General features: G+C 70.9%; 26 protein-coding genes and 1 riboswitch. Of the genes, 11 read left to right on the top strand and 15 right to left on the bottom strand.

All coding sequences use genetic code 11. From position 1 onward, the window contains the following. Positions 1 to 32: 32 nt before the first annotated feature. The gene (locus tag ACFYY8_RS32280; RefSeq protein WP_390047534.1) at positions 33 to 998 is read right to left on the bottom strand and encodes an ABC transporter substrate-binding protein; all 966 of its coding nucleotides are present in this window, start codon (positions 996 to 998) and stop codon (positions 33 to 35) included. A gap of 119 nt (positions 999 to 1117) precedes the next feature. Beyond that, positions 1118 to 1171, bottom strand: a riboswitch (cobalamin riboswitch). 230 nt (positions 1172 to 1401) lie between these two features. Further along, positions 1402 to 2256 carry a Gfo/Idh/MocA family protein gene (locus ACFYY8_RS32275; protein ID WP_390047532.1) on the bottom strand — a complete coding sequence of 285 codons (855 nt, stop codon included), beginning with the start codon at positions 2254 to 2256 and terminating at the stop codon, positions 1402 to 1404. A gap of 96 nt (positions 2257 to 2352) precedes the next feature. On the opposite strand from ACFYY8_RS32275, the gene ACFYY8_RS32270 reads away from it, so the two are divergent. Then, complete coding sequence (locus ACFYY8_RS32270) at positions 2353 to 2934, top strand: histidine phosphatase family protein (protein ID WP_390047530.1); 582 nt, start codon at positions 2353 to 2355, stop codon at positions 2932 to 2934. 367 nt (positions 2935 to 3301) lie between these two features. Here ACFYY8_RS32270 and ACFYY8_RS32265 read toward each other — a convergent pair whose 3' ends face one another. Together ACFYY8_RS32265 and ACFYY8_RS32260 are read right to left on the bottom strand one after the other, a co-directional pair. Next, on the bottom strand, positions 3302 to 3538 hold the full coding sequence (locus tag ACFYY8_RS32265) for a DUF397 domain-containing protein (protein ID WP_184715044.1): 237 nt from the start codon (positions 3536 to 3538) through the stop codon (positions 3302 to 3304). Next, positions 3539 to 4360, bottom strand: a complete 822-nt coding sequence (locus tag ACFYY8_RS32260; RefSeq protein ID WP_352009446.1) for a helix-turn-helix transcriptional regulator — start codon at positions 4358 to 4360, stop codon at positions 3539 to 3541. Between the two features lie 221 nt (positions 4361 to 4581). On the opposite strand from ACFYY8_RS32260, the gene ACFYY8_RS32255 reads away from it, so the two are divergent. Both ACFYY8_RS32255 and ACFYY8_RS32250 read left to right on the top strand, forming a co-directional pair. After that, a complete protein-coding gene (locus tag ACFYY8_RS32255; RefSeq protein WP_352008740.1) occupies positions 4582 to 5100 on the top strand; it encodes an ATP-binding protein in 519 nt (172 codons plus the stop codon). Between the two features lie 334 nt (positions 5101 to 5434). Then, complete coding sequence (locus ACFYY8_RS32250; protein WP_390047528.1) at positions 5435 to 7825, top strand: helicase-associated domain-containing protein; 2391 nt, start codon at positions 5435 to 5437, stop codon at positions 7823 to 7825. 71 nt (positions 7826 to 7896) lie between these two features. On the opposite strand, the gene ACFYY8_RS32245 is transcribed toward ACFYY8_RS32250, so the two are convergent. Continuing rightward, positions 7897 to 8457, bottom strand: coding sequence for a TetR/AcrR family transcriptional regulator (locus tag ACFYY8_RS32245; RefSeq protein ID WP_390047790.1), 561 nt, complete (start codon positions 8455 to 8457; stop codon positions 7897 to 7899). A 104-nt stretch (positions 8458 to 8561) separates the two neighbouring features. Here ACFYY8_RS32245 and ACFYY8_RS32240 point away from each other — a divergent pair, with 104 nt between their 5' ends. Beyond that, on the top strand, positions 8562 to 8897 hold the full coding sequence (locus tag ACFYY8_RS32240; protein WP_390047526.1) for a rhodanese-like domain-containing protein: 336 nt from the start codon (positions 8562 to 8564) through the stop codon (positions 8895 to 8897). Between the two features lie 50 nt (positions 8898 to 8947). Here ACFYY8_RS32240 and ACFYY8_RS32235 read toward each other — a convergent pair whose 3' ends face one another. Beyond that, complete coding sequence (locus ACFYY8_RS32235) at positions 8948 to 10555, bottom strand: DUF885 domain-containing protein (RefSeq protein WP_390047524.1); 1608 nt, start codon at positions 10553 to 10555, stop codon at positions 8948 to 8950. A 116-nt stretch (positions 10556 to 10671) separates the two neighbouring features. Between ACFYY8_RS32235 and ACFYY8_RS32230 the strand changes: the two genes are divergently transcribed. Then, positions 10672 to 10992, top strand: coding sequence for a co-chaperone GroES (locus ACFYY8_RS32230; protein ID WP_352008736.1), 321 nt, complete (start codon positions 10672 to 10674; stop codon positions 10990 to 10992). Positions 10993 to 11095: 103 nt separating this feature from the next. Here ACFYY8_RS32230 and ACFYY8_RS32225 read toward each other — a convergent pair whose 3' ends face one another. From ACFYY8_RS32225 to ACFYY8_RS32215, 3 genes are all read right to left on the bottom strand, one after another. Next, a complete protein-coding gene (locus ACFYY8_RS32225; RefSeq protein WP_390047522.1) occupies positions 11096 to 12046 on the bottom strand; it encodes a hypothetical protein in 951 nt (316 codons plus the stop codon). A gap of 235 nt (positions 12047 to 12281) precedes the next feature. Continuing rightward, on the bottom strand, positions 12282 to 12761 hold the full coding sequence (locus tag ACFYY8_RS32220; protein WP_390047520.1) for a TIGR02611 family protein: 480 nt from the start codon (positions 12759 to 12761) through the stop codon (positions 12282 to 12284). Positions 12762 to 12824: 63 nt separating this feature from the next. Further along, complete coding sequence (locus tag ACFYY8_RS32215; RefSeq protein WP_390047518.1) at positions 12825 to 13217, bottom strand: VOC family protein; 393 nt, start codon at positions 13215 to 13217, stop codon at positions 12825 to 12827. A 201-nt stretch (positions 13218 to 13418) separates the two neighbouring features. On the opposite strand from ACFYY8_RS32215, the gene ACFYY8_RS32210 reads away from it, so the two are divergent. Both ACFYY8_RS32210 and ACFYY8_RS32205 read left to right on the top strand, forming a co-directional pair. Then, entirely contained in the window at positions 13419 to 14297 is an 879-nt protein-coding gene (locus ACFYY8_RS32210; protein WP_390047516.1) for an aryldialkylphosphatase, read from the top strand. A gap of 3 nt (positions 14298 to 14300) precedes the next feature. Next, entirely contained in the window at positions 14301 to 15179 is an 879-nt protein-coding gene (locus tag ACFYY8_RS32205) for a sugar phosphate isomerase/epimerase family protein (protein WP_390047514.1), read from the top strand. 9 nt (positions 15180 to 15188) lie between these two features. Here the strand turns inward: ACFYY8_RS32205 and soxR are convergent, their stop codons facing one another. Then, positions 15189 to 15665, bottom strand: a complete 477-nt coding sequence (gene soxR, locus ACFYY8_RS32200; protein WP_390047512.1) for a redox-sensitive transcriptional activator SoxR — start codon at positions 15663 to 15665, stop codon at positions 15189 to 15191. A gap of 165 nt (positions 15666 to 15830) precedes the next feature. Here soxR and ACFYY8_RS32195 point away from each other — a divergent pair, with 165 nt between their 5' ends. Further along, a complete protein-coding gene (locus ACFYY8_RS32195) occupies positions 15831 to 16652 on the top strand; it encodes a patatin-like phospholipase family protein (RefSeq protein ID WP_390047510.1) in 822 nt (273 codons plus the stop codon). A 36-nt stretch (positions 16653 to 16688) separates the two neighbouring features. Here ACFYY8_RS32195 and ACFYY8_RS32190 read toward each other — a convergent pair whose 3' ends face one another. Further along, positions 16689 to 16931, bottom strand: coding sequence for a hypothetical protein (locus ACFYY8_RS32190; protein WP_390047508.1), 243 nt, complete (start codon positions 16929 to 16931; stop codon positions 16689 to 16691). A 239-nt stretch (positions 16932 to 17170) separates the two neighbouring features. Continuing rightward, a complete protein-coding gene (locus tag ACFYY8_RS32185; protein ID WP_390047506.1) occupies positions 17171 to 17314 on the bottom strand; it encodes a DUF6158 family protein in 144 nt (47 codons plus the stop codon). Positions 17315 to 17459: 145 nt separating this feature from the next. Between ACFYY8_RS32185 and ACFYY8_RS32180 the strand changes: the two genes are divergently transcribed. Continuing rightward, a complete protein-coding gene (locus tag ACFYY8_RS32180) occupies positions 17460 to 18419 on the top strand; it encodes a LysR family transcriptional regulator (RefSeq protein WP_352008728.1) in 960 nt (319 codons plus the stop codon). A 222-nt stretch (positions 18420 to 18641) separates the two neighbouring features. After that, positions 18642 to 20081, top strand: a complete 1440-nt coding sequence (locus tag ACFYY8_RS32175; RefSeq protein ID WP_390047504.1) for a hypothetical protein — start codon at positions 18642 to 18644, stop codon at positions 20079 to 20081. A 29-nt stretch (positions 20082 to 20110) separates the two neighbouring features. Here ACFYY8_RS32175 and ACFYY8_RS32170 read toward each other — a convergent pair whose 3' ends face one another. Continuing rightward, positions 20111 to 20776, bottom strand: coding sequence for an AIM24 family protein (locus ACFYY8_RS32170; RefSeq protein ID WP_352008726.1), 666 nt, complete (start codon positions 20774 to 20776; stop codon positions 20111 to 20113). A gap of 312 nt (positions 20777 to 21088) precedes the next feature. Here ACFYY8_RS32170 and ACFYY8_RS32165 point away from each other — a divergent pair, with 312 nt between their 5' ends. Next, entirely contained in the window at positions 21089 to 21466 is a 378-nt protein-coding gene (locus tag ACFYY8_RS32165) for a hypothetical protein (RefSeq protein ID WP_390047502.1), read from the top strand. Between the two features lie 19 nt (positions 21467 to 21485). Here the strand turns inward: ACFYY8_RS32165 and ACFYY8_RS32160 are convergent, their stop codons facing one another. Both ACFYY8_RS32160 and ACFYY8_RS32155 read right to left on the bottom strand, forming a co-directional pair. After that, positions 21486 to 21872, bottom strand: coding sequence for a hypothetical protein (locus ACFYY8_RS32160; protein ID WP_390047500.1), 387 nt, complete (start codon positions 21870 to 21872; stop codon positions 21486 to 21488). 128 nt (positions 21873 to 22000) lie between these two features. Beyond that, entirely contained in the window at positions 22001 to 22873 is an 873-nt protein-coding gene (locus tag ACFYY8_RS32155) for a CPBP family intramembrane glutamic endopeptidase (RefSeq protein WP_390047498.1), read from the bottom strand. Positions 22874 to 22993: the final 120 nt, after the last annotated feature.

The following is a 22993-nucleotide window of genomic DNA, read 5'->3' as shown; positions in this document are numbered from 1 at the left end:
TCCCGGTCCTTTCGGGGCCGGGAGGATGTCAACTAACTGGTCGCGGTCTTCCGGACGGCCTCGCCGACCTGCTTGACGAGGTCGACGACACGGGGACCCCAGCGGGAGGCGAGGTCGTCGTCGAGGGCGACGACCCTGTCCTTCTTGATCGCCGAGAGCCCGGACCAGCCGGGACGCTTGGCGAGGGTCTCCCGCGACTGGCCGCAGCACTTGGTGTCGGCGAGGAAGACGAGGTCCGGGTCTGCCTTGACGACGAACTCGGCGGAGAGCTTCGGGTAGCCGCCCGCCGCGTCGGGGGCCTTGTCCGCGATGTTGGTCAGCCCGAACAGCCCGTAGATCTGGCCGATGAAGGTCGTCGAGGTCGCCGAGTACGGCGTGCTGTCCAGTTCGTGGTAGTAGGTCAGCTTCTTGTCCTGGGGCGCCTCGGCGGCGAGGGCTTCGATCTGCTTCTTCATGTCACCGGCGACCTCACCGGCCTGGTCCACGTTGCCGGTGGCCAGGCCCAGGTCGGCGATCTGGTCGTAGGCGTCGTCGAGCTTGGCCGCCGCGGGCTCGACCAGCACGGGGACGCCGAGCGCGCCCAGCTTGCCGACGACGCCGTCGATGTCGTTGGCGAGCACGACCAGGTCGGGCTTCTTGGCGACGATCGCCTCGACGTTCGGCTTGAACCCGGACAGGGTGGTCTTCGGCGCCTGCGCGGGATAGTTCGACTGGTCGTCCACCGCGACGACCTGGGGGCCCGCGCCGACGGCGAAGAGGTTCTCGGTCGCGGTCGGCGACAGCGAGACGATGCGCTCCGGGCGCTTCTGGACGACGACCGGGCCGTTGCCCGCCTGGACGGTGACGGGGAAGGCCGCCCCCTGCGGGGACTGCGCCGTCGTCGCGGACGGGTCGGCCGTGCTCCCGGTGTTTCCGGCGCCTCCGGTGCTCCCGGCGCATCCGGACAGGGCAAGCACACCGGACAGCGCGCCGACGAGGGCGATACGTGCGGGCCTCACTCGGGGGATCCTTTCGGTCATCGGAACAGGAGAGACCCGTGAAGGGACGGGGTCACCCTTTCCACGAGGGCAGACAGCGTCGGCACGGCGGAAGGCGACCTGGCTCGATCAGGGAGAACGCTCCTCTGAGCATGACAGTTGCGGGACAGCGCCGGACTCACACCGGACTTCGCTACACGCCGTGCAACAAACAAACGCTATCAATCCCCCCGATCCTCGCCTCCGTCAAGTCCACCCTCCCGACTTCTGCGAACCCGGAGCCGTGCGTGAGGGGTGTCGGCTTGGGCGCGTCGGTGTCTGGACCGAGGAACGCGGGAGCGCGGCGACGGAGCGACGAGGGAGGACACCGACCCGAAGCGGCCAAGCCCGCGACGCCGTAGGCGGGGCAGAGAGGCAGGGCTCTCTAGTGCAACTGCCGTTCGGCCTCGGCGATCACCTCCTGGAGGCGTAGGCCGTGTGCCGCGTCAAGGGGGTGGCCGCCGCCGCGGGCGACGGTCTCGGCGAACTCGGAGAGCATGACGGCGAACGAGTCGGAGCCGAGGCGGTTCCCGTCGAGGTGCTCGCTGCCGAGCCTGCCGTACACGTCGACCCTGGAGGGCGACGTCTCACCGGGGACGCTCATGCACAGCGAGGCCTCGCTGACCGCGCCCGTCTCGTGTTCGAGCAGCAGGCCGACCCAGCCACGCGGGTTGCCGTGCGCGCGCACACCGGTGATCCGGCCGAGCGCGGCGTCCAGCATGTCGATCATGTGCGGGCCGATGTCGAGGATCGCACCTCGTTCGAGTCGCCAGGGGGTGGCGAAGTCGCCGCCCAGCATGGAGCCGGAGACGCTGACCGCGTTGCCGCCGAAGGGCTCGATGGCCGAGACCCTGGCCAGGAAGGCCCTGGTCGCCGCGGAGTAACGCCAGGTCAGGACCATCTGGGAGGGCACTCCTGCCTCGGCGATCGCCTCGGCGAGCCGTCTGGCCCCGTCGAGGTCTGCGGCGAGTGGCTTCTCCAGCAGCAGCGCCTTGCCCGCCCGCGCGGCGAGCACCCCCAGCTCGGCCTGTACGGCGGGCGGCACGGAGAAGGCGACCGCCTCGCAGTTGTCGAACAGTTCCTCGATCCGCTCGTAGACCGGGACCCCGAACCGGGCGGCGGCCTCGGGGCGCCGTGCCCACACACCGACCAGGCGCGTGTCCGGTCCGGCAGCGAGAACCGGTGCGTGCACCATCTCCGCCCACGGTCCCGCGCCCACCAAACCCACAGATATCGTCACGGCCCCAGCTTCTCATGACCCCTTCCGCCGGTCGTGCGCTCATCAGGGACCCACCCCACCAGAACCAGGAGGCCGTACCGGCATGATGGATCACATATGGACGAGATGATTCTGCTGCGGCACGGTGAGACCGAGTGGAGCAGGGACGGGCGTCACACGGGACGTACCGACCTGCCGCTGACCCCCAGGGGCGAGGAGCAGGCGCGGGCGCTCGCGCCGCTGGTCGGGGGCGGGTCCTTCGGGCTGACCCTGGTCAGCCCCGCCTCGCGGGCCCGCCGTACGGCGGAGCTGGCCGGGCTGACGGATTACGAGATCGACCCGGACCTGTGGGAGTGGGACTACGGCGGCTACGAGGGCGTCACGACCGTGGACATCCGGCGCACACGCCCCGGCTGGTATCTGTGGCGCGACGGGGTCGTCCCCGGGGACGCCGAGCATCCCGGCGAGAGCGCGCAGGAGGTCGCGGCACGCGCCGACCGGGTGATCTCCAGGGCCCGCGCCGCGGACGGCACGGTCGCCGTGGTGGCGCACGGTCACCTGCTGCGGGTGCTGTGCGCCCGCTGGCTGGGACTTCCCGCGCAGGACGGCCGCCTGTTCCGCCTGGACACCGGGACCTACTCCCGGCTGGGCTTCGAGCACGGCGAACCGGTGGCGCTCACCTGGAACGCCCCCGTCTGAGGGCCGGGCCGCGGTCCGCGGCCCGTCAACCACATCAGCACTCCCTGGTGGCCCGCGCGGGCCTCCTCGCAGTGCCTCCATCTCCAGTGGCAGGGCTGGTCGCGTACTCCGGTGACCCATGTGCGGTAGGACACCGGAGTGGTCGCACCGTCGCCTGTGGCCTGCGAGGCGACACCATATGTGCGGATCACGACGCGACCGCCTGGTGCGAACAGCACGTCGTCGGCCACGGGATACAGGGTCATCCGGTCGAGCATGGCTTGAGCCCCCATTCGCTGTTGGCTCACACTCTTCTCCGCCGACCCGCTCCCCGGGTTACGTCATCGGCACGGCGAGGTTAATCACTCGCCCCGATGTGAAAACGGCGTTACACCGTAAGGCTGTCGAACTCCCCGTCTTTCACCCCGAGCACCAGCGCACGGATCTCGTCGCGGGTGTAAATCAGTGCCGGCCCCCCGGGAAAGCGGGAGTTCCGGACCGCGATACTGCCGTCGGGCAGTTCCGCCAGCTCGACGCAGTTGCCCGTCGAGTTGCTGTGACGACTCTTACGCCAACTCGCCCCGGCCAGGTCCGTGGCGGGCATGCCGTTGTAGGTGTGGTTCATTTAGATCTCTCTGAGAAGGTCGCCGAGGATCTCGGCGGTGCCCCCAGGCGTGGTGCTTTCCACGCACAGCTGCTCCATGGCCGTGAGGTATGGATCAATGTCCTCACGTTTGTCCAGGTAGAGGGCACCCCAGAGCTGCTCGACATAAACGACGTCCGACAGGTCGGACTCGGGAAACCGCAAGATGCTGAACGCACCACCCTCGGCCGCGTGCATGCCGAAGCGGAAGGGCATCACCTGGATGGTGATGTTGGTCAGCGCGGCCACCTCCAGCAGGTGCTGGAGCTGTTCGCGCATGATCTCCCGTCCTCCGATAGGGCGCTTCAGGGCCGCCTCGTCGATGACGGCCCACAGGCGGGGACCGTCCTTCTTGGTCAGGCGTTCCTGACGCTGCATGCGCATATGCACACGACGCTCGATCTCCGCCTCCGGCACGTCCGGGTAGCCCAACCGGATCACGGTGCGCGCGTAGGCCGCCGTCTGCAGCAGGCCGGGAACGAACTGCACCTCGTAGGTGCGGATCACGTTCGCCGCCTCCTCCAGCCCCACATAGGTGGTGAACCAGTTCGGCAGGAGATCGCCGTACTTGTGCCACCAGCCGGGGGTGTTCGCCTCGCGGACCATCTCCAGCAGGCCGCGCCGTTCTGCGTCGTCGAGCACGCCGTACAGGGTGAGCAGGTCTTCCACGTCTCGTGTCTTGAAACCGACGCGACCCAGTTCCATCCGGCTGATCTTGGACTCCGAGGCCCGGATGTGGAATCCGGCCACCTCACGGGGAAGCCCCTTCTCCTCACGCAGGCGACGCAGGCTTGCGCCGAGCATGATGCGCCGAACGGTGGAACCGGTACCGGGCGGGTCCATGGACACGTGGTTGCTCCTCGCTCGCTTTCCTGATCGACAGTCTGTCACTTCGCGGCCCAAGATTTCCCAGCCGCGGACAAGATCCCCTTTCTGTCCGATTGCCGATTTCATGGGTAACCGTAGCGGTTGCACGCACCTTATGCACGTGCATTCGCTCTTGCACCTGCACGGGAGTTTGCACCATGATGATCGCTGTGCAGTCCGCCCACACCGCGCTCTCCCGGACCTCCTGGACGGCGCTCGACTGGTGGCCCCCCGTCGGCTGGTGGCCCGATACGGCACGCGATCTTCTCTCCGGATCAGCGGCCATGGCGAGCGCCACCTTCGTGCTTCCCCCGCAGGCAGAGTCGGTGCACTCCGCCCGCAGCTTCGCCACGGGGACACTCACCGGCTGGAAGCTCACCGACCTGGTCGAGAACATGGAGCTCATCGTCTCCGAGCTGGCCACCAACGCCTTCAGACACGGCCTGCGCCTGGCCGAGTCACGCGCCAAGGAACCCATCAGGCTCTCGTTGCTGCGCCGGGGAGGACTGGTCACCTGCGCGCTCAACGACCCGGGATCGGGCTTTCCCGCGCTGCGCGATCCGTCACCCCTGGACATCGGCGGGCTCGGACTGCACATCGTCGAGTCGCTGAGCGTGCGCTGGGGCTGGGCTCCCCTGGCCCCCTACGGAAAGATCGTCTGGGCCGTCCTCGGCTGACGCCCCCGCAGTACCCCCGCGAAGACCATCCCGGACGGCGCCGCCTCTTCCCTCATTGGCGCCGGCCGGTCCCGGGCCCGTGACGCACCCCCGCGAGCGGTCCCGGGACCGGCCAAACCCGTGCCGATCCCGGCCTCCCGCCAGCCGCCGACCCACCGCCGACCCGACGGTGACCTGGCAGTGACCATGTGCTGACCTGGCGGTGACACGGTGAACATCCTGTGAACCTGTCGCATTCTGCGCGGTGCGTCCCCTGGCGACGCCCTCTGCATTACCGTGGATGTTTATGGCTCACGGAGAGTCCCCGTGTGAGATTCCTGCAGAGAGCTGCGAGATGGACGATCACCTGCTCGGCTGGTTGAAGACCCTCGACGAAGAACGGCTCACCCGAATCCTGGCCAACCGGCCGGACGCCATCGCCGCACCGTGGCCGCGGCGCCTCGACACCCTGGCGCAGCGGCTGGGCAACGGATCCGCGATCTCCGCGGTCATGCGCGCCCTTCCCCTGCCCTCCTTCGAGGTCGCGCAGGCGGCCCTGGCCCTGGGCGGCCGTGTCGACCTTGAGACGCTGGCCGGGTTCATGGGCGTCTCGGAGGCCGAGACCGCCCCCTGGATCGACCTGCTGTCCGACCACGCCCTCGCCTGGCCCGACGACGAGGGACGCATCCGGCTCGCCGGAGGCCTGGCCCGCTGCTGGACGGCTCCGTGCGGCCTCGGCGAATCGCTGGCCCACTACCTGAACTCGTGGACCGTCAGCGCCGACGCCCTGCGCGCGCTGGCCAGGGCCCTCGGCCTGCCCAACGGGCAGAAGCGCCAGACGGTCAGCAAGATCATCGAGGTGCTCTCCGACCCGGGCCGCCTCGCCGCCCTGCTGGAACGGGCTCCCGAGGGAGCCAGGAGGCTGCTCGACGAGTTCGCCTGGGACGGCCCGTCCCGCGGCGTCGACGGCGGCCGGTTCGTGGTCCCCGGCTCCCCGGAGAAGTGGGCGGGCGACCACGGCCTGCTCTTCCGGCCGAGCTGGAACACCGCCGAGATGCCCAGGGAGGTGGCGCTCGCGCTGCGCGGGGCCGACTACCACCCCCCGTTCACCCCCGCCCCGCCCGACCTGGCGACCGTCCCCGTCGACCCCGAGGCCGTCGACCACCTGATGACCCTGGCGGCGCCCCACGTGGTCGAGCGCTGCGCCGCGATGCTGGAGAACACCGCGAAGATCCCGTTGCCGCTGCTGAAGGCGGGCGGAGTCGGTGTGCGCGAGGTGCGCAGGCTGGCCAAGGACATCGGCTGTGACGAGGACGAGACCCGGCTGCTGCTGGAGATCTGCGCGGTCGCCCGGCTGCTGGCCTGGGACGACACGGCGGGCGGCCTGGTGCCGACCGAGAAGTTCGACCGCTGGCGGCTGGACGACGCGGCGGCCAGGCTCCGGGTGCTGCTCGCCGCCTGGTGGCGCATGGAACGCTCGTCGCTGCGCCGGATCGACGGCAGATACGGCACGGTGCTCGGCGACGACCCCGCGGGGATCATGGTCGCCCGCGCCAGACGGGCGGTTCTGGGCGTGCTGGCCCGCCTGCCCGCCAGTACGGCGTGCGCCGACCAGGCCGGGCTCGTCGAGGCGGCCCACTGGCACTCCCCGCTGCTCGAACGCCCGCTGCTTGGCGAGTGCGCGCCCGCCGCGCTTGAGGAGGCCAGGATGCTCGGCCTGGTCGCCTACGACACGATCACCGACCTGGGGCGCGCGCTGGCCGCGTTGCAGACGGCCGGCGACGAGAACGACGACTCGGTGCCGCTCGTCGAGAACGACCCGCTCCTGGCCGAGTGCTCGATCAGGGCCCTGGCCAGCGTACGGCGCAGCGCGCTGTTCGGTGCCGACCTGACCGCCGTGGTGACGGGTCCCCCCTCCGCCGAACTGGCCGAGCTGCTCGACCGGACCGCCGACCGCGAGTCCAGGGGCGCCGCCTCGGTGTGGCGCTTCAGCCCGGCGAGCATACGGCGGGCGATGGACACCGGATGTTCCGCCGACGACCTGCTGGCCGATCTCGCCGAGGTCGGCACGGTGCCGCAGCCGCTCGACTATCTCGTGCGCGACATCGCCAGGCGGCACGGCGAGGTCACCGTGACCACGGTCGCCTGCATCGTCCAGGCCTCCGACCCGGTGCTGCTGGCCGAGATCGCCGGTCACCGGCGGCTGGGCAGGCTGGGGCTCCGGCTGCTCGCGCCGACCGTGCTCGCCAGCTCCGTGCCCGCCGCCAAGACCCTGGCCGCGCTGCGGGAGAACGGTTACGCCCCGGTCCCGGTGGAGGACACCGGGGAGATCACCGTCCGCCGTGCCCGGATCGAGGAGCCCCAGGGCGGGCGGCTGATCCTGCTGCCCGGGGGGCGGGTGGCCGAGTTCGAGCAGCCGCCGTACCCGGTCCTCGACGCCCCTCCGGACCCGGGTGAGCACGCCAGGCGGCTGCTGGCCACCGGGGACGGCGCCCGTGGCAACGGCAGGACGTGGGCGGTGATCGGCCGCATGGCCTCCCGCCTGCCCACCGCCCAGCAGTCGCTGCTCGGTTTCGTGGTCGACCGGGGCGTGCGGGCCGCGATCACGCTGGCCGACGGACTGACCGCGACCATCAGCCACGGTGAGCTGCGCGGCGGGACGCTGGACGCCTGGTGCGAGGAGGCCGGCGACTATCTGGAGTTCCCGCTCGCCGACATCGTCGAGGTTCGCGGCACCTACGTCTGACGCCGATTCCCTAGCAGTTCAGGGCGAATCGGGCATCTGCACGTTCGCATGCACGTTCGTCTGCACGATTCTCACTCCGTGACGAGTACGCGTACGGCCTTTCTGGCGCGTGCCCGGCCGTACTCGGCGACCAGGGCCGTCATGTGCTCGGCGGCCAGCGGCGCGAGCAGGGCGTGGGCCAGCGGGTCGGCGTCGCAGCCGGGGCGGGCCTCGGCGAGCAGGATCGCCACGTGCCGGTGCCAGAACCGGTAGGCGCCGATGCGGTAACGGGCGCCGGGGCTCGCGGTCTCCGACACCCTGACCAGGTCGAGGTGGGCCAGCAGATAGTCGAGATAGGCCTCGAAGAACGCGGCCAGCCGCTCGGCGGCCTCCGCGCCGGGCCCAAGGGGCGCGGGGCCGGTCAGGATCGCCTCCTGCAGTTCGCGTTCCCGCTCGTCGAGGAGCGCGACGGCCAGACCCGACCTGTCGCCGAACCTGCGGAACAGTGTCCCCTTGCCCACGCCCGCCTCGGCCGCGACCGCGTCCATCGAGACGCCGTCCACCCCCCGCTCGCGGAACAGCCGCGCCGCGGCGGCCAGCACCTTCGTACGGTTGCGCGCGGCGTCGGCGCGCTCCCTGGGCGGCTCGCCCATCAGCACGCGTAGCGGCTCGGTTGACGAAGCGGACCGTAGTCCGTTAAATTCTCTCCTGTTCACAAAAACGGACTATAGTCCATTTATCCTTCGGGAGGCCGGTCATGACCCAGTTGATCACCCGCGACGAGCTGAGGACCGCGATCGAGACGGGCTCCGTCGTCGTCCTGGACACCCTCGGCGGCGAGTACTACGCGCAGCAGCACCTGCCGGGCGCGATCGCCCTGGTCGAGAGCGAGGTCGCCGAGCGCGCCGCCGGGCTGCTCCCCGACAAGGACGCCGCCGTCGTCACCTACTGCTCCAACCCCTCCTGCGGCAACAGCGAGGCGGTGGCCAGGCGACTGACCGCGCTCGGCTACACCCACGTCCGCAAGTACCGCGAGGGCATCCAGGACTGGGCCGAGGCGGGCCTGCCCATCGAGTCCGGCCTGCCCGCCTGACACCCCACGCCGGCCGGATCCCCGGCCTCGCCGAGAGCCCGGCCGGCGTCCTACCCCTCCAGGGCGACCCTGCGGGCCAGGCCGAGGGGGAGGCCGCCCGAGCCCGCCAGCCTGTCGTGGAAGGCGCGCAGGTCACCCCGTCCCGCGGCCAGGTAGTCGTCCCGGATGCGGTCGATCTCCAGGGCGCCCGTCAGGTAGGACGGCGCCTGGGTGGGCCAGGCGCAGTAGCGGTCCACCTCACCCTTGGCGGTCCCCGGCGTGAGCGTGGACCTCGTCGTCATGAACTCCTCGGCCTCCTCGACGGTCATGTCACCGCAGTGCAGCGAGGTGTCCACGATGATGCGGGCCGCTCTGAAGAGCCGGAAGTCCAGGTGGGCGAGCTCCTGGGCCGCGGTGGTGAAGTAGCCCTGCTCCCGCATGACCTTCTCCACGTACAGGCCCCAGCCCTCGACGAAGTACGGCGTGCGGAACAGCTTGCGGACCCGGCGGGGGCTGCCCGCGACCCAGGACAGGTGCCAGTGGTGACCGGGGTAGGCCTCGTGGACGGCGATGGAGGGCATCTGCGCCCTGGCGTTCGTGCGCAGCCGCTGGCGGACCTGCTCCCCGGTGAAGGAGTCGGGGGTGAAGGGCACGAAGAAGTGCCCGATCCGGGAGGTGGACAGCGGCGGGGGCTGCAGGTAGGAGGCGACGGCGAGGATGGGCCGCTGGAACTCCGGGGAGGGCACGACGCGGCACTCCTCCCCCTCCGCGAACGTCACCAGGCCGCGTTCACGCACGAACCGCCTGGCCCGCTCGGTCTCGGCCTCGTACTCGGCCCGCATGTCCTCAAGGGTCGGCGCGTGGTCGTCCTGGAGCGCGGTGACGGCCGCGTGCCAGTCTTCGGTGCCTCCGGGCAGCCGGAGCGCGACCTCCCGCATCTGCGCGTCCAGTTCCTCGTAAGCCTCCTGGCCGCGCTTGAGCAGTTCGGCCGCGCCGTACCCCAGGGTCTCCCGCTCGTGCAGCAGCCTGGAGTACAGCTCCTCCCCCATCCGCCAGGTGCCGCCCGCCCGGAAGCCCTCAAGGAAGACGACCAGGTCGTCGAAGGCCGCAGCGGCGGGCTCCGCCGCCTCGGCCAGGCGGGCGCGCAGCCGTTCGTCCTCGACCAGGCCGGGGACCGTCACGGTGAGGAAGTTACGCGCGGTGCGCGCCTGACCGAGTCCCCGCCTGACCAGCAGCTCGGAGGCCAGCGCCGGGTCGAGGTTGGCCCGGCAGGCGGCCAGGACGCCGGGGACCTCGGCCAGCCGGGCCACCGCCGCCTCGACCAGTTCGGCCTCGGGCGCCAGGCGCTGCAGGAACGGGCTGAACATCGAGCCGAAGACCGTACCCACGTAGACCGCCGGGTCACGCCGCCAGGTCGGCCAGTCCTCGTACGCCAGGGCGCCCCGCAGCGTCGAGACGACGAGTTCGCGGTCGATCTCCTCCTCGAACCCCTCCTCCTGAGGGGCCCGCGCGAGGCGTTCGAGCCAGCGCCGGGACTCACCCTCCCTGGCCAGGAAGCCCGCCTCGGAGAGGTCACCGAGGGTCCGGTCGTAGCCCTCGGCCCCCAGCAGGGTGGCCTGGACGGGGTTGCTCTCCAGGTGCCAGGCGACGAAGTCGTTCACGAGCTCAGAGGACGTCATAGCGGAAAATCCTACTTTCGGCCCCTCGGGGGACTTCAAGGTTCGCCTGGGCCGTACGGCCGGCGGCCCGCCGGATCACCGGTGGCCCAGGGGCGCCGTTCCCATAAGCTTCTCCTGTGGGTGACCCGAAATTCGAGATTCAGATGCTCCACGACCGTGTCATGGTCAAGATCGAGCAGGAGTCGGAGGAGCGCCGCAGCACCGCGGGCATCGTCATTCCCGCGACGGTGAAGATGGCCAACCGGCTGGTCTGGGGTGAGGTCTGCGGCGCGGGGGCGAACGCCCGTTCCGTCAAGGTCGGCGACAAGGTCCTGTTCAACCCCGAGGAGCAGTACGAGGTCGAGGTGCACGGGCAGCTCTATCTCGTCATGCGCGAGCGTGACCTGCACGCCATCGCCACTCCGCAGACCGACAACGGCACCGGCCTGTACCTCTGAGCCATCAGGCGCGCCGCGCCTCCAGGACTCGCCGGACGGCGCCCAGGCGTCCCGGGACGGTTCCGTACGGCCGGGCACCGCGAGGCGGCGCCCGGCGGAGCGGTCAGCTACGGGTGTAGCTCAGATAGATCTTCCTGTTCCAGTCGCGCGCCGAGACGTCGGCCAGGACCCGCAGGCCCTTGCCCTTGACGTCCACGACCACGACCTTGTAGACGCCGGAGCCGGGCAGGACGGCCACGAAGCTGCGCTCGTCCCACCAGCCGAGCAGGGCCTTCGGCTTGACGCCCTTCACCTTGACCGCGATCTTTCCCGAGCCGCGGTCCCAGACGCAGACGTCCTCGGCGTAGCTCGCCGGGCACCAGGTCATCAGCCCCTTGCCGGAGGGGGAGAAGACGTCCTCTCCTCCACCCGGGGCGCCGGTCTTGGCCAGGGTGCGCCTGGCCGTGCCGTCCTGGCCGTAGAAGCGGACGCCACCCTGGTGGGCGGCGACCAGCTGGGCGTTGTCCGGGGTCCAGCGGAACGTCGCGGCGGGGTCGACCCCGGAGACGGTCACGGTGCGGGCGGTCTTCGCGGCCACGTCGACGATCACGAACCCGGTCGTCGTCCAGCCTCCGGCCGCCTTGCGCTGGACGGTCAGGACCACCTTGCGGCCGTCGCGGGACCAGTGGGCGAAGTGGGCGACGAACGGCTTCTGCACCGTCTGGATCTTGACGGCCTTCTCCGAGACCAGATCGGCCAGCAGCACCGAGTCGTGCCCCGAGCTGTAGGAGCTGGGCACCGCGAGCGCCTTGGTCCCGCCCGGCGCCACCGTGATCTCCTGGTACCCCTTCTGCTTGGCGAACGCCTCACCTCTGCGCAGGTAGGCGAGATTGCCGAGGGTGTAGGAGGACACCGTTAGCGGGTCCGCGGAGCTCTCCCTGACGGTCACCCCGGTGTCGGGCAGGGTGACGTCCGCCGGCAGGGCGGCGTGGGCCGCGGACGGGACGAGCACGGTCAGACAGGCCGCGATGACAGCGCCGCCGAGCGTTTTGTTGATTCCAGGAGTCACAGGCACGGGCGCAGCCTAGGGCGGGAGCTACTCATAGTTTGTGATCTATACCGAATCGGTTTCCCTGACAAGGGCGGCTTCCGGGAATGGACTGATGGGATTCGCCCAAAGAGGACCGAGAAGAGGATGGTTGGGGGTGATTCCAATGGGGAACGGGAGAAATCGGAGACACGCGGGCCGGGCGGGGCTGATCGTCGCCATCCCCGTCCGGCCGGGCGTGCACCGCGAGCGCGGCCGGAGGTCAGCGGCTCAGGAAGGCGCGCGCCTCGGCGATCAGGTCGATGTGGAGGCTGAGCCTCAGACCGTAGTAGACGATCACCATGGCGGTCGCGGCGGCGGCCAGGACCACCAGGATCTTGACCGTCCAGCCCTGGCGCCCGAGCCAGGCGGTCCAGGCGGCCAGCGTCCGCCTGCCGAACTGCAGCAGGCGGTGCGCCCAGTGGAACTCCGTCGCCAGCACGGCCAGGCCCGCGAAGACGACCAGCCAGCCGGGCCCGGGGAAGGGCACCATGATGAGGCCGGCGACGACCAGCACCGATCCGATGACGCCGATGACGATCTTGAGGGTGAGGCGGCCGGTTCTGGTGGACCTGACACCGTCGAGCCAGCCGTGAATGCCCGAACGCCGGGCCGCCTCGTCCTTCAGGACGTCGGCGTCTCCGGTCTCGGACGGACGCCCGGAGGCGTCGCGTTCGTCATGCATCCCGTTGGAAGTGGCCACTCGATCCCCTGGACGTTGGTTTCGTCAAAGAATAGGCGCCTTCGAGTGGATCGCGCTCAATCCTCAGCCCTTGAGCTCCGCGACGATCAGTGTGTTGCCGTCAGGGTCGGCCAGGTGCAGCGAACGGCTCTCGGCGTCCTCCCGCTCGTTCCACACCCGCACGCCGTACTCACCCAGGCGCCGGGAGAGGCGGCCGAGGTCGGCGGTGTAGAGCACGAGCGACGGCCTGCCGCCGGGTGCCCGCTCCCGGCCGGCGGCGGGCATGAGCCACACCCCGACCGGCTCCTGCCCCGGCAGCCCGACGTGCAGGTAGCGGTAGCCGTCGTCGGTCCGGTCGTGGAGCACGGCGAAGCCGAGGACGTCGCGGTAGAAGGAGAGCGCCGCGTCGAGGTCGCCGACGGGCAGGACCATCCGGCCGACGGCGCAGAGCGGGGTTTCCGGTGAGGTCGTGATCACGGGAGGGACCCTAGCCGGGGCGACCGACGTTTTCCGGCCGCGACCGGGGGTTACGAATCCTTGGGGATGACGAGACCTCGAAACAGCCCTGACAAGTCAAAGGTAAAAACCCTGGTGAATTGGGTGATTTTAGCCCCAAAAGTGGGTTAATGTCCGTCCATGTCTGAGGCTCCCCTTGTCAAGACCGTCAGTGTGAGGACCGTGAGCGGCCCCTGTGCCGTGTCCGCCATCACCGGTTCGGTCCTGCCCCGCGAGCGCCTTCGTGCCGACCTGCGGTGGGCGGCGGGTGTCCCGTCCGACCCGCACCGCTGGCTGGACGAGGAGGACGCGGCCTCCGTAGAGCTGCGCGAACTGCGCAGGTCCGACGGGCTCGGCCTGGTGGTCGAGCTCAGTTCCATCGGAACCGGTCGCGACGCCGCGACCCTGTCCAGGATCTCGGCGTGCAGCCGGGTGTCCGTGATCGCCGGAACCGGCTTCTTCGCCGGGCCGTTCAGCCCGCCGTGGGCGTTGACCGCCGACGTGGACACGCTCACCGCCCACCTGATGGACGAGATCAACGACGGCCTCGACGGCACCGGTTCCCGCCCCGGGGTGATCGGCGAGATCAGCGCCTGGGACGAGGAGCCGACCTCCGCCGAGGAGCGGTGCGCGGTCGCCGCCGCCAGGGCCTCCCTGGCCTCCGGCCTGCCCCTCGCCGTCTCCGAGCGCGGCGGCCTGCCCCTGCTGGAGATCCTCCTGTCCGAGGGGGTCCCCGCGCACCGGATCAGCGTCGCCGACGCGGGCGCCGACCCCATGACCGCGCACAAGGTCGTCGAGTCGGGCGGTTACGTCTGCCTCACCTCCATGGGCGGCGACCGGCTGAGGGACGCCCTCGACCTCATCGAGGACGGCTACGCCTCCAGGCTGCTGCTCAGCAGCGGCCTGTCCAGGGTCTCCGAGATCGAGCGGTACGGCGGCGCGGGCTACAGCCACCTGTTCCGCACCCTCCTGCCCAGGCTCCGCGAGGCGGGCATCGGTGAGGGCGCCATCCGCATGATCACCCATGACAACCCCCTCCGCTGGCTGACCTGCACGACATAGGCCATGTCGATCAAGGTCGCGAACGCGCCCGTCAACTTCGGGATCAACCGGGCAGGGGGCGGTACACCGAGCCCCGACCTCCTGCTCGACGGGCTGGCTGAGGCCGGTTACGAGGGAATCGACTCGGGGCCGATCGGCTACCTGGGCACCGGCGGCGGACTGCTCGACCGGCTGGCCAGGACCGGGATGGGCCTGGCGGGCGGCCAGGTGGACCTGCGTTACGACGACGAGGACGCCTTCGCCGCCGGGCTGGCCGGGCTGTACACGGCGCTGGCGATCTTCGCGAGCGTTCCGGTGCCCGACCCGCGCTTCGCCCCCCGCCTGACCCTGGCCTGTCCGCCGCACCGCAGGCGGTTCGCCCAGGGCGTCGCCCCCGGCCTGCCCGGCGAGGCGTGGGCCGACTTCGCCTCACGGGTGCAGGAGGCCGCCGACCGCTGCCGGGACCGCGGTCTCGAACCCGTCTTCCACCACCACCTGGGCACACTCGTGGAGACCCCCGAGGAGGTCGAGAGGCTGCTCGACCTCACCGACGTCTCGATCTGCCTGGACACCGGCCACTTCTGGCTCGCCGGAGGTGACCCCGTGACCGCGCTGCGGCTGTGGGGCGACCGGATCAGGCAGGTCCACCTCAAGGACGCCAGCAGGCGGGCGCGCGACCGGGCGCGGGCCGCGGGCGGCGACCTGGCCGCGGTCATCGCGGGCGACGCCTTCCCCCCGCTCGGGGCGGGCGAGGTCGACCTCGCGGGTGTCCTGCGCGAGCTGCGCGACTACGAGGGCTGGCTGGTCGTCGAGCAGGACGCGCCCGGCCCCGGCCAGGACGTCGGGCGCGCCATGGCCGACCAGCGCGCCAACCGGCTCTGGCTGAGCGCGCACGGCCTCTGAGGACGACCCTCAGGCGGCCCCGGCCTTCGGCGGATCACAGTCCACCGGGCACTCCCGCGGACGCAGCATCAGCCGTGAGCCGGGGCCGCCCGCCGCCGCCTTGTCGTCGGGGTTGATCAGCGCGCAGCGGTCGAGGGACAGGCAGCCACAGCCGATGCAGTCGGTCAGGCCGTCCCTGAGCAACTGCAGCTGCCTGATGCGGTCGTCCAGCTCGCTCCGCCAGGCCGCCGAGAGTCTGGCCCAGTCGTCGCGGGTCGGGGTGCGCTCGTCCGGCAGGGCCGACAAGGCGTCCTGGATCGTCCTCAGCGGGATGCCGACCCGCTGCGAGACCCGGATGAAGGCGATCCTGCGCAGCGTGTCACGGCTGAAACGGCGCTGGTTGCCGGCCGTACGGCGGCTGCTGATCAGGCCTCTGGCCTCGTAGAAGTGCAGGGCGGAGACGGCGACCCCGCTGCGCGAGGCGAGCTGGCCGACGGTGAGCTCCATGTTCGCGGACACATTTCACTCTAACGTGACCTTCACCTTGATTGAGGTTGTGCGCCGGAATCATGACCTTTCCCCATCCGGCGCGGATCGTCCCCGGGGCTCGAACCGGCCAGGAGGGGATGCGCGGCTCGGACGGACACTCCCCGCGACCGCGACAATGGGGACATGACGAGAGCACTGGTGCTTGGCGGCGGAGGAATCGCGGGAATCGCGTGGGAGGCGGGCGTCGTGACCGGCCTGCGGCGGGCGGGCCTTGACCTGGGTGAGGCCGATCTCGTGATCGGCACGTCCGCCGGGTCGGTCGTGGGGACCCTCATGACCACCGGCGTCGACCTGGAGGAGGCGGTCGTCGCGCAGGCGGAGGCCGAGCCCGCCGCGTCCCCGCGGGTCGACCCCGAGGCGGTGATGACCGTCTTCGGCCTGCTCCACGACTCCTCCCTCGACCCGGAGGAGGCCAGGCGGCGGGTCGGCGCGCTCGCCCTCGGCACCGGGGACACCGGGGCCAGGACCGAGGAGATCGGCAGGCGGCTGCCCGTGCAGGAGTGGCCGGAGCGCCGGCTGCTGGTCACCGCGGTCGACACCACGACCGGCGGGTTCGTGGTCTGGGACCGGCACTCGGGTGTCCCGCTGTCCTTGGCCGTCGCGTCGAGCTGCGCCGTGCCGTGCGTGTTCCCGCCGGTGGAGATCGGCGGGCGCCACTACATGGACGGCGGGGTCCGCTCGGTGACCAACGCCGACCTGGCCGCGGGCAGCTCCGCGGTGGTCGTCGTCGAGCCGCTGGCGCATCTGGAGACCAGGGAGCGCTTCGACGCGGAGGTCACCACGCTCGGGGACGCGGCGGTCGCCCACGTGGCGCCCGACCAGGCGGCCATCTCCGTCTTCGGGATCGACATCCTCAACCCCACCCTGTGGCGGCCCGCCTTCGCCTCCGGCCTCGCCCAGGCCCCCGACGTCGCCGAGGTCGTGGCCAAGGTCTGGCGGTCCTGACCGTACGGCCGGCGCGCGTGAGCCCCGTCCGGGAGGTCAGCGCTCGACGCTCCAGTCGTGACGGCCGACGGCGTAGGACCCGCCTTCGGCCGTCAGCCAGCCCGCCTTGGTGAGGGTCTCGACGCTGTGCCGTACGGCCTGCTCCGGCAGGTCGGTGGCGTGGACGATCTCCTCGACGCTCGCGGTCCTCGTGTCGACCGCGAGCACGGCCACCGCCTCGTAGACGCGGGTGTCGGTCGTGGACAGCGCCTGGACGTCCGCCTGTCGTTCCTCGCTCATGCTCCGCTCTCCTTCCCGGATCGGCTTACGGCCCCAGAACCTTGTCTCACCCCTTTCGGGCGTGTTACTCCGGGTGATCCCCGGAAGCCTTTCCAAGGGCCCCTGTGGCCCCTCTGCGGCCTCTCTGTGGGCCTCCTGCGGGCCGTCCAGGAACCTTTCGGGGACCTTCCCACCGGAGCCCGCGGCGTCACACGGCCGTCACCCGCTCGGCGTCCCGTTCCGGATGGCGACGGAGATATTCATGTTCGTGTTTCTCTGGTGTGATCTATCAACACTTCGTCCGATGCGTGCATAAACGTCCCATCGCGAGTAACGTGCGGATGACAGGGCTCTCGGAGCAGGTCTTCCCCGGTGGGACCGCGTGGATCGACTCCCGTTGTCATGGGCCTCCACCTGCCCCGTCCCACCTCCGCCGCGCCCCCCGGCATTCCTTGTTCCCTTCTCATTGGAGCGCTTTCACGAAATTGAGTCAGATTTCGTGACACGGTTTGCATTGCGGCCATAACGTCTTAGCCTTACCTTCCCGGTATGGATCTCGAGCTCCGACACCTCAGGATCGTGCGCGCGGTCGCAGAGGCCGGGAGCGTCACCAAAGCTGCCAGCCATCTCGGGCTGGCACAGCCCGCGCTGACCGCGCAGCTCAAACGGATTGAGCGAGTGCTCGGGGGAGCTCTTTTCGAACGCGACCACAACGGTGCGCGGCCCACACCCCTCGGGGAACTGGTGTTGTCCAGGGCGATGGTCTTGTTGCCAGCCGCCAGGGAACTCCAGGAGGAGGCGGTCCGCTTCGCCAACGCCACCGGTGACATCCCTCGTTACCGGCTGGGAGCCACCAACGGCCCCATTCTCGGCGGGCTGGTCGACCGGCTCGCCAGGGCGTGGCCGTCGACCCCGGTCAGCACGTACACGTCGTGGTCGGCCAGGGAGCTGACCACGATGGTGATGCTCGGCCGGATCGACTTCGCGCTCATCGGCGCCTGCGGGGAGAGCGCCCCTCCGGTCGAAGGACCGGTGGTGTGGCTGACCGTGGGCATGGACCCGGTCTTCGTCCTGCTCAACGAGGACCATCCCCTCGTGGATCGGAAGGAGGTGACACTGGCCGAACTGGCAGGCGAGAGCTGGGCGGTCACCCCGGGTGACAGTTGCTTCGGGGACTGCTTCGCCACGGCGTGCGCCCGCGCGGGCTTCACGCCGCAGACCATCTACGAGACGGACGTGGCGACATGCATGCACCTGGCCAAGGTGGGCCGCGCGGTCGTGCTGTGCCAGGCGACCTTCCAGCCGACACCGGGAGTGGCGCTGGTACCGCTCGTGGACGCTCCACTGCGGTGGCGGCAACTGCTCGGCTGGCACCCGGAAGGCCCGGGTGCGCGAGCCGCCGCCTCGATCGTCGAGCACGCCAAGGCGGCCCACGCCGACGCGGTACGGCAGAGCGTCCGCTACGCCGCCTGGCTCGCCGACAACCCGCGTTTCGGCACCTCTCCGTGACGCGACGATGAGACATCCGGCGCGGAGCCCACGGAGAACCCGTACCCCCCGCGTTCACCACCCGCCCGGCCAGAACGGCCGGGTTCCGGCCCCCCGTCCCCGAACGCCGCCGCCCCTTTCCGAAGGGGACGGCGGCGTCCTGACGTTCCGGGCCCGTCCGGCACCGCACGCCCCGGCCGGGGCCCGGTACGGCGAAGCGGGAACGTCGAGAACAATGGACGGGTGAGTGAGCTTCTTACGCTGAGCGAGGGCGCGGTGCTGACGCACCTGGCCACCAGGGCCGAGCTGACGGACGGCACGCTGCGGGCCGTGGACGACCTGCGGCTGTGGGCCCGTCTCGCCGACGGCGACGGGCTGCCGCTCGCGGGGGGCGGCACGGTGCGCACCGTGGTCGAGGCCGGCGAGCCGTACCTCACCGGGCCTGAGGGCTGGCTCTCGGCGGTGCGGCCGGAGGAGGTGGTCGCGCTACGCCTGCGCGGGGGCGGGTTCGAGCTGTCCACCACGACGCTGGCCGGGTTCTCCGCCGAACGGGCGGTCCGGGTCACCGAGGAGTTCGCCCAGCGGGCCTTCGAGGCGCTGCGCGCCTTCGCCGAGGGGCTTGAGCCGAGCCCCGGGGTCTCGATCGACGTCGCGGTCCTCGGTCTGCTGGCCAAGGACCCCGAGACGTTCGCCGATCCGCTGCCGCCGCTCGCCCCGCTGCTGAACGGCGCCTCGCTGGAGGTCCGGGGCGGCCGGGTCGGCATCGTGGGCGCGCCGTGGGAGCCGGACTCCGTCGCCGACCTCGCCCCGCTCGACGTCGTCAGGCTGGCCCTGGTGCGCAGCGCGCTGCGCACCTACGGGGAGGGCGCCGACCTTTCGCGGACGCTGACCTACCTGGGCCGCTCGGCGGCGGTGCTCGCCAGGATCGCCGACGAGGTCGAACGGGAGCCGCTGCCCGCGCGGCTCGTCGAGGCCCTGCCGCGCACCGACCCCGCGGCGCTGCTGCTGGCCGCCAGGTCGGCCGAGGGTGAGGGCCGCTCGTTCGAGGCGTCCGGACTCGTCGCCGAGGCGCTGGCGTTGTCTCCGGGGCTGGCCCCCGCCGAGCGGGACGCGGCCGAGTACGCCGCGTGCCGTACCGACCCGGGTGATCCGCTGCCCGCGCGGGCCGCGCACCTGTTCCGCGGCCTGCTGGTCTACGGCGACCGCCCGGCCAGGCGCCGCCTGATCGACGACCTGGTCGGGTTGAGCGTCCGGGTCGCCGAGCCCGCCCTGGCGGATCTGGCGCTGTTCGAGAACGACGTCGTCGGCGAGTTCCTCGACGCGCGGGGCGAGTGGCTGCGCGAGGACGAGGTCCGGTTGCTCGATTCGTGGCGCGGGACGCCGCTGCGCCTGTGGGAGGTGCTGGGCGTCCACGACGACCGGATCACCCTGCGCGACGCGGCGGACGAGGCCGGGCCGCCGGTCACGCTGGCCGACGAGCTGCTGCCCTCTCAGGCGCGGCCGGGCGACCTGATGCTGACCAGGCTGCTGGACGACGGGACCGGGCCGCACGTGTTCGGCCATCCCTTCAAGGTGGACCCGGCACGCCGGGAGGAGATGCTCGCCCTGCTCACCGACCCGGTCGACCCCTACGCGATCGCGGCCTTCTTCCGGCGCGCCGCCCGCCCCGCGCCGCCCCGGTGACCCCCCGGCCGGGATCACCCGCCGGGGTGTCAGCCGCCGTTCTGCGGGACGATCGGGCCCTCACTCGCCTGGACCAGGACGAACCCCTGTCCCTGGAAGGCGAGCTGGACCGCCTCGCCGCTGCCGCGCCCGATGAGCGCCGAGGCCTTGAAGGTGCGGTTGACGCCGACACGCAGACCCGTGCTCCAGCACACCGCGGACTGGCTGTCGGCGTAGGTGGGCATGCGGGAGGCGTCGAGCAGGACCGGAGCCCCGTGCGCGGTCACGGCCACCCACCCGGTGCCCTGGACGGTGGTGTTGAACAGACCGCCGGTGGCGATGCCCGCGCCCTGCACCCGCTGGATGTCCCAGGTGAGCTGCGGGTCGAAGGCCAGCAGGTTCCTGCCGTTGACGGTGATCGCCTCGTTCTCCAGGTAGAACAGGTGGACGTCGTCGGCGTTGTCGGCCAGGAAGAGCAGGCCCTGGCCCCGCACGCGCATCAGGGGCGCGCCCTCCCCCGTGACCATCTTCTTCAGCAGGCGGCCCACGCCGCCTCCCTCGTAGTCGAAGTCCATCTGCCCCTGGAAGGCGACCATCGACCCCTGCCGGGCCAGAACCTCCCCGTTCAGGTGCACCCGCAGCATCTTGGCGTTCTGCAGGGCGAAGTGACCGGGAACCTGCCCCTGGTCGAGGTTTCCGAAGAACGAGCTACGCACAGGCGATGCCTCTCGGTGTCGGGGGATTCACACCGGAATGACGCGTGGGACGACAGAGGAGTTCCCCCCGAGCCCAAAATGCCCAACCATCAGGCGAATCACCGAAAAATCACTACATCTGGTCGTTACGCTACCGCCTCGTGAGCGAGTCCGGACGGGCGGGTGGCGGAGACCGGCCATCGGCCCGTCCCGCCGGGCCCGTCCTGCCGTGACGGTGGGCGACCCGCCCCCTGTCGACAGGACCGGAATTGCGATTAATGATCGTAAATAATCGCGACTGCCGCCGGGGCAGCGCATGTCCAAGGAGATGACGTGACCGCCGAGATCGCGGGCTGGCTGTTCCACACCATCAGGCGCGAGGTCGCCGGAGCCGAAGCTCTCGCCGCGGAGACCGACCTCGTCGCCACCCTCGGGGAGAGGACCCTCGGCCCGGGAAGCGGCCGAGGGTTCATCGACCACATCCGCTCGAACAGCGAGGCGAAGATCAGGATCGTCGAGATGTTCACCAGAAACCGGGCCGTCCTCGACGGGCTCGAAAGCCGCATCCGCGAGGGCGAGAGCCTCACCGCGGGTGAGGCGCACGCCCTGGCCGTCGCCGCCATCCGCGACGAGGTGCTCACCGAGGCGCTCACCGAGACGGCGTACGGCTACCGCCTGCGTCCCGGCTGGAAGGAGGAGTGGAAGCCCTGACCGGGGCCCCGGCCGCCCGTCAGGTGAACGCGTAGCACTCGACCTCGGCGCGGCGGTAGGTCAACCCCTTGGCGACCGAGTCCCGCACGCACGCACGCTCAGCGGGGCTCAGCCGCAGCCTGCCGCACACGGAGACCCCGGAGTACTCACGGCAGTCCAGGTCCGGGTTCTCCTCGCCGCCCACCCGGTAGCCCTGCCTGACCGTGTCCCGGCACTCGGTCCTGCGCCGTGCCGTCGCGGCGTAGGAGCACTGGTTGAGGAGCGTCTCGTACTGGGACCGGCTCACCGGCGTCCTGCCGTTGTCCTTCGGCAGCTCCCGCGCCGCGGTCCCCGTACCGGTCCCGGTGACGACGAGCCCGACCGTGGTGACCATGACAAGAGCCGTGACGGCGATGATGCGTTTCATGGCGCCCCCCTGTGACCAGTCATGACATCCCTCTGTGACCAGCTCTCAATCCACAGTAACGGGCGCATGGCAAAGAACACTTCCGGGGCGTGAGACACCGGCTGGGGCCGCCGTGAACCGCCGTCCGGTCAGCCGGTTCCGACGGCTCCGGCGGCCCTGCCGCTCCCGGTGACGGCGTTCCCCGGAGACCGCCTCCCCCGCCCGCCGAGGACGACCAGGATCGAGGCCAGGATGAGCGGCCCCATCACGACCAGGTCGGCCGCCGAACCGCCGAACCGCGTGCCCTCCTTCCCCAGCAACATGCCGACCAGCAGGAACAGGACCATGTTGTTGCCCGCGTGCGCCAGGCTCGACGGCCAGATGCTGCCGCTGCGCTGGCGGAGCCAGCCGAGAAGGATCTCCTGGAACTGGAAGGAGACGGTCCAGATCAGCAGACCGGCCACGACGTCGGCGTACTCGACGTACCCGAGGAAGGCCAGGGGGTAGTGCCAGGCGCCCCAGATGAGACCGGTCACGACGGAGGACAGCACCGGGCGGCCGGTGAACAGGCGTAGCCGCAGGTAGCCGGTCCAGCCGAACTCCTCTCCCCAGTAGAGGGGGGACAGCAGGGGGACCAGGCCGACCAGCAGCAGCAGGAAGGCCCACCCCGGCAGGCCGGGAAGCACGTCGTCGAACGACGCCAAACTCGGGTCTGCCAGTCCCGTGGCCGCGGCGACCCCGGCGGACACGACCACCAGCGCGGGCGGGCCGAACCAGGCCGCCAGGTAGTAGGGCCAGGCGCTTCGCAGCCGGAGCGCCAGACCCGCGTCGCCGAACCCCTCCCCTGTCACCCAGCGACGTACGACGAACGCCGCGATCGCGGGGACGAAGGCCATCGACAACTGCGCCGGCGGGTCGGCCAGGGACATCCCCAGCAGCAGCCGTACGGCGAACATCCCCGCCCAGGAGACCCCGAAGGTGATGAGCAGGTAGGCGAGCACGCCCCTGTCCTTCCACGCCACCGCCGTTCCGCCTTTCTCTCGGTTCCGTTCACATCCGGGACCGTCCCGGACGCCGCGTCAGCACATCACCCGCCCCGAGCCACGGTCACTACGCCGGAACACCCGATCCGGGGGTGGCCG

The organism is Streptosporangium sp. NPDC001559 (assembly GCF_042893955.1).
Classification (GTDB): domain Bacteria; phylum Actinomycetota; class Actinomycetes; order Streptosporangiales; family Streptosporangiaceae; genus Streptosporangium.
This window is presented reverse-complemented; position numbering and strand designations above follow the sequence as displayed.

Excerpts from the sequence above, each read along its gene's own strand:
- soxR (WP_390047512.1), bottom strand. The coding sequence starts at position 15,665 with ATGGAGCTCACCGTCGGCCAGCTCGCCTCGCGCAGCGGGGTCGCCGTC.
- ACFYY8_RS32265 (WP_184715044.1), bottom strand. The coding sequence starts at position 3,538 with ATGAACCACACCTACAACGGCATGCCCGCCACGGACCTGGCCGGGGCG.
- ACFYY8_RS32195 (WP_390047510.1), top strand. The coding sequence starts at position 15,831 with ATGACGAGAGCACTGGTGCTTGGCGGCGGAGGAATCGCGGGAATCGCG.
- ACFYY8_RS32270 (WP_390047530.1), top strand. The coding sequence starts at position 2,353 with ATGGACGAGATGATTCTGCTGCGGCACGGTGAGACCGAGTGGAGCAGG.
- ACFYY8_RS32250 (WP_390047528.1), top strand. The coding sequence starts at position 5,435 with ATGGACGATCACCTGCTCGGCTGGTTGAAGACCCTCGACGAAGAACGG.
- ACFYY8_RS32260 (WP_352009446.1), bottom strand. The coding sequence starts at position 4,360 with ATGCTCGGCGCAAGCCTGCGTCGCCTGCGTGAGGAGAAGGGGCTTCCC.
- ACFYY8_RS32160 (WP_390047500.1), bottom strand. The coding sequence starts at position 21,872 with ATGAAACGCATCATCGCCGTCACGGCTCTTGTCATGGTCACCACGGTC.
- ACFYY8_RS32205 (WP_390047514.1), top strand. The coding sequence starts at position 14,301 with ATGTCGATCAAGGTCGCGAACGCGCCCGTCAACTTCGGGATCAACCGG.
- ACFYY8_RS32240 (WP_390047526.1), top strand. The coding sequence starts at position 8,562 with ATGACCCAGTTGATCACCCGCGACGAGCTGAGGACCGCGATCGAGACG.
- ACFYY8_RS32245 (WP_390047790.1), bottom strand. The coding sequence starts at position 8,457 with ATGGGCGAGCCGCCCAGGGAGCGCGCCGACGCCGCGCGCAACCGTACG.
- ACFYY8_RS32235 (WP_390047524.1), bottom strand. The coding sequence starts at position 10,555 with ATGACGTCCTCTGAGCTCGTGAACGACTTCGTCGCCTGGCACCTGGAG.
- ACFYY8_RS32255 (WP_352008740.1), top strand. The coding sequence starts at position 4,582 with ATGATGATCGCTGTGCAGTCCGCCCACACCGCGCTCTCCCGGACCTCC.
- ACFYY8_RS32190 (WP_390047508.1), bottom strand. The coding sequence starts at position 16,931 with ATGAGCGAGGAACGACAGGCGGACGTCCAGGCGCTGTCCACGACCGAC.
- ACFYY8_RS32180 (WP_352008728.1), top strand. The coding sequence starts at position 17,460 with ATGGATCTCGAGCTCCGACACCTCAGGATCGTGCGCGCGGTCGCAGAG.
- ACFYY8_RS32185 (WP_390047506.1), bottom strand. The coding sequence starts at position 17,314 with ATGACAACGGGAGTCGATCCACGCGGTCCCACCGGGGAAGACCTGCTC.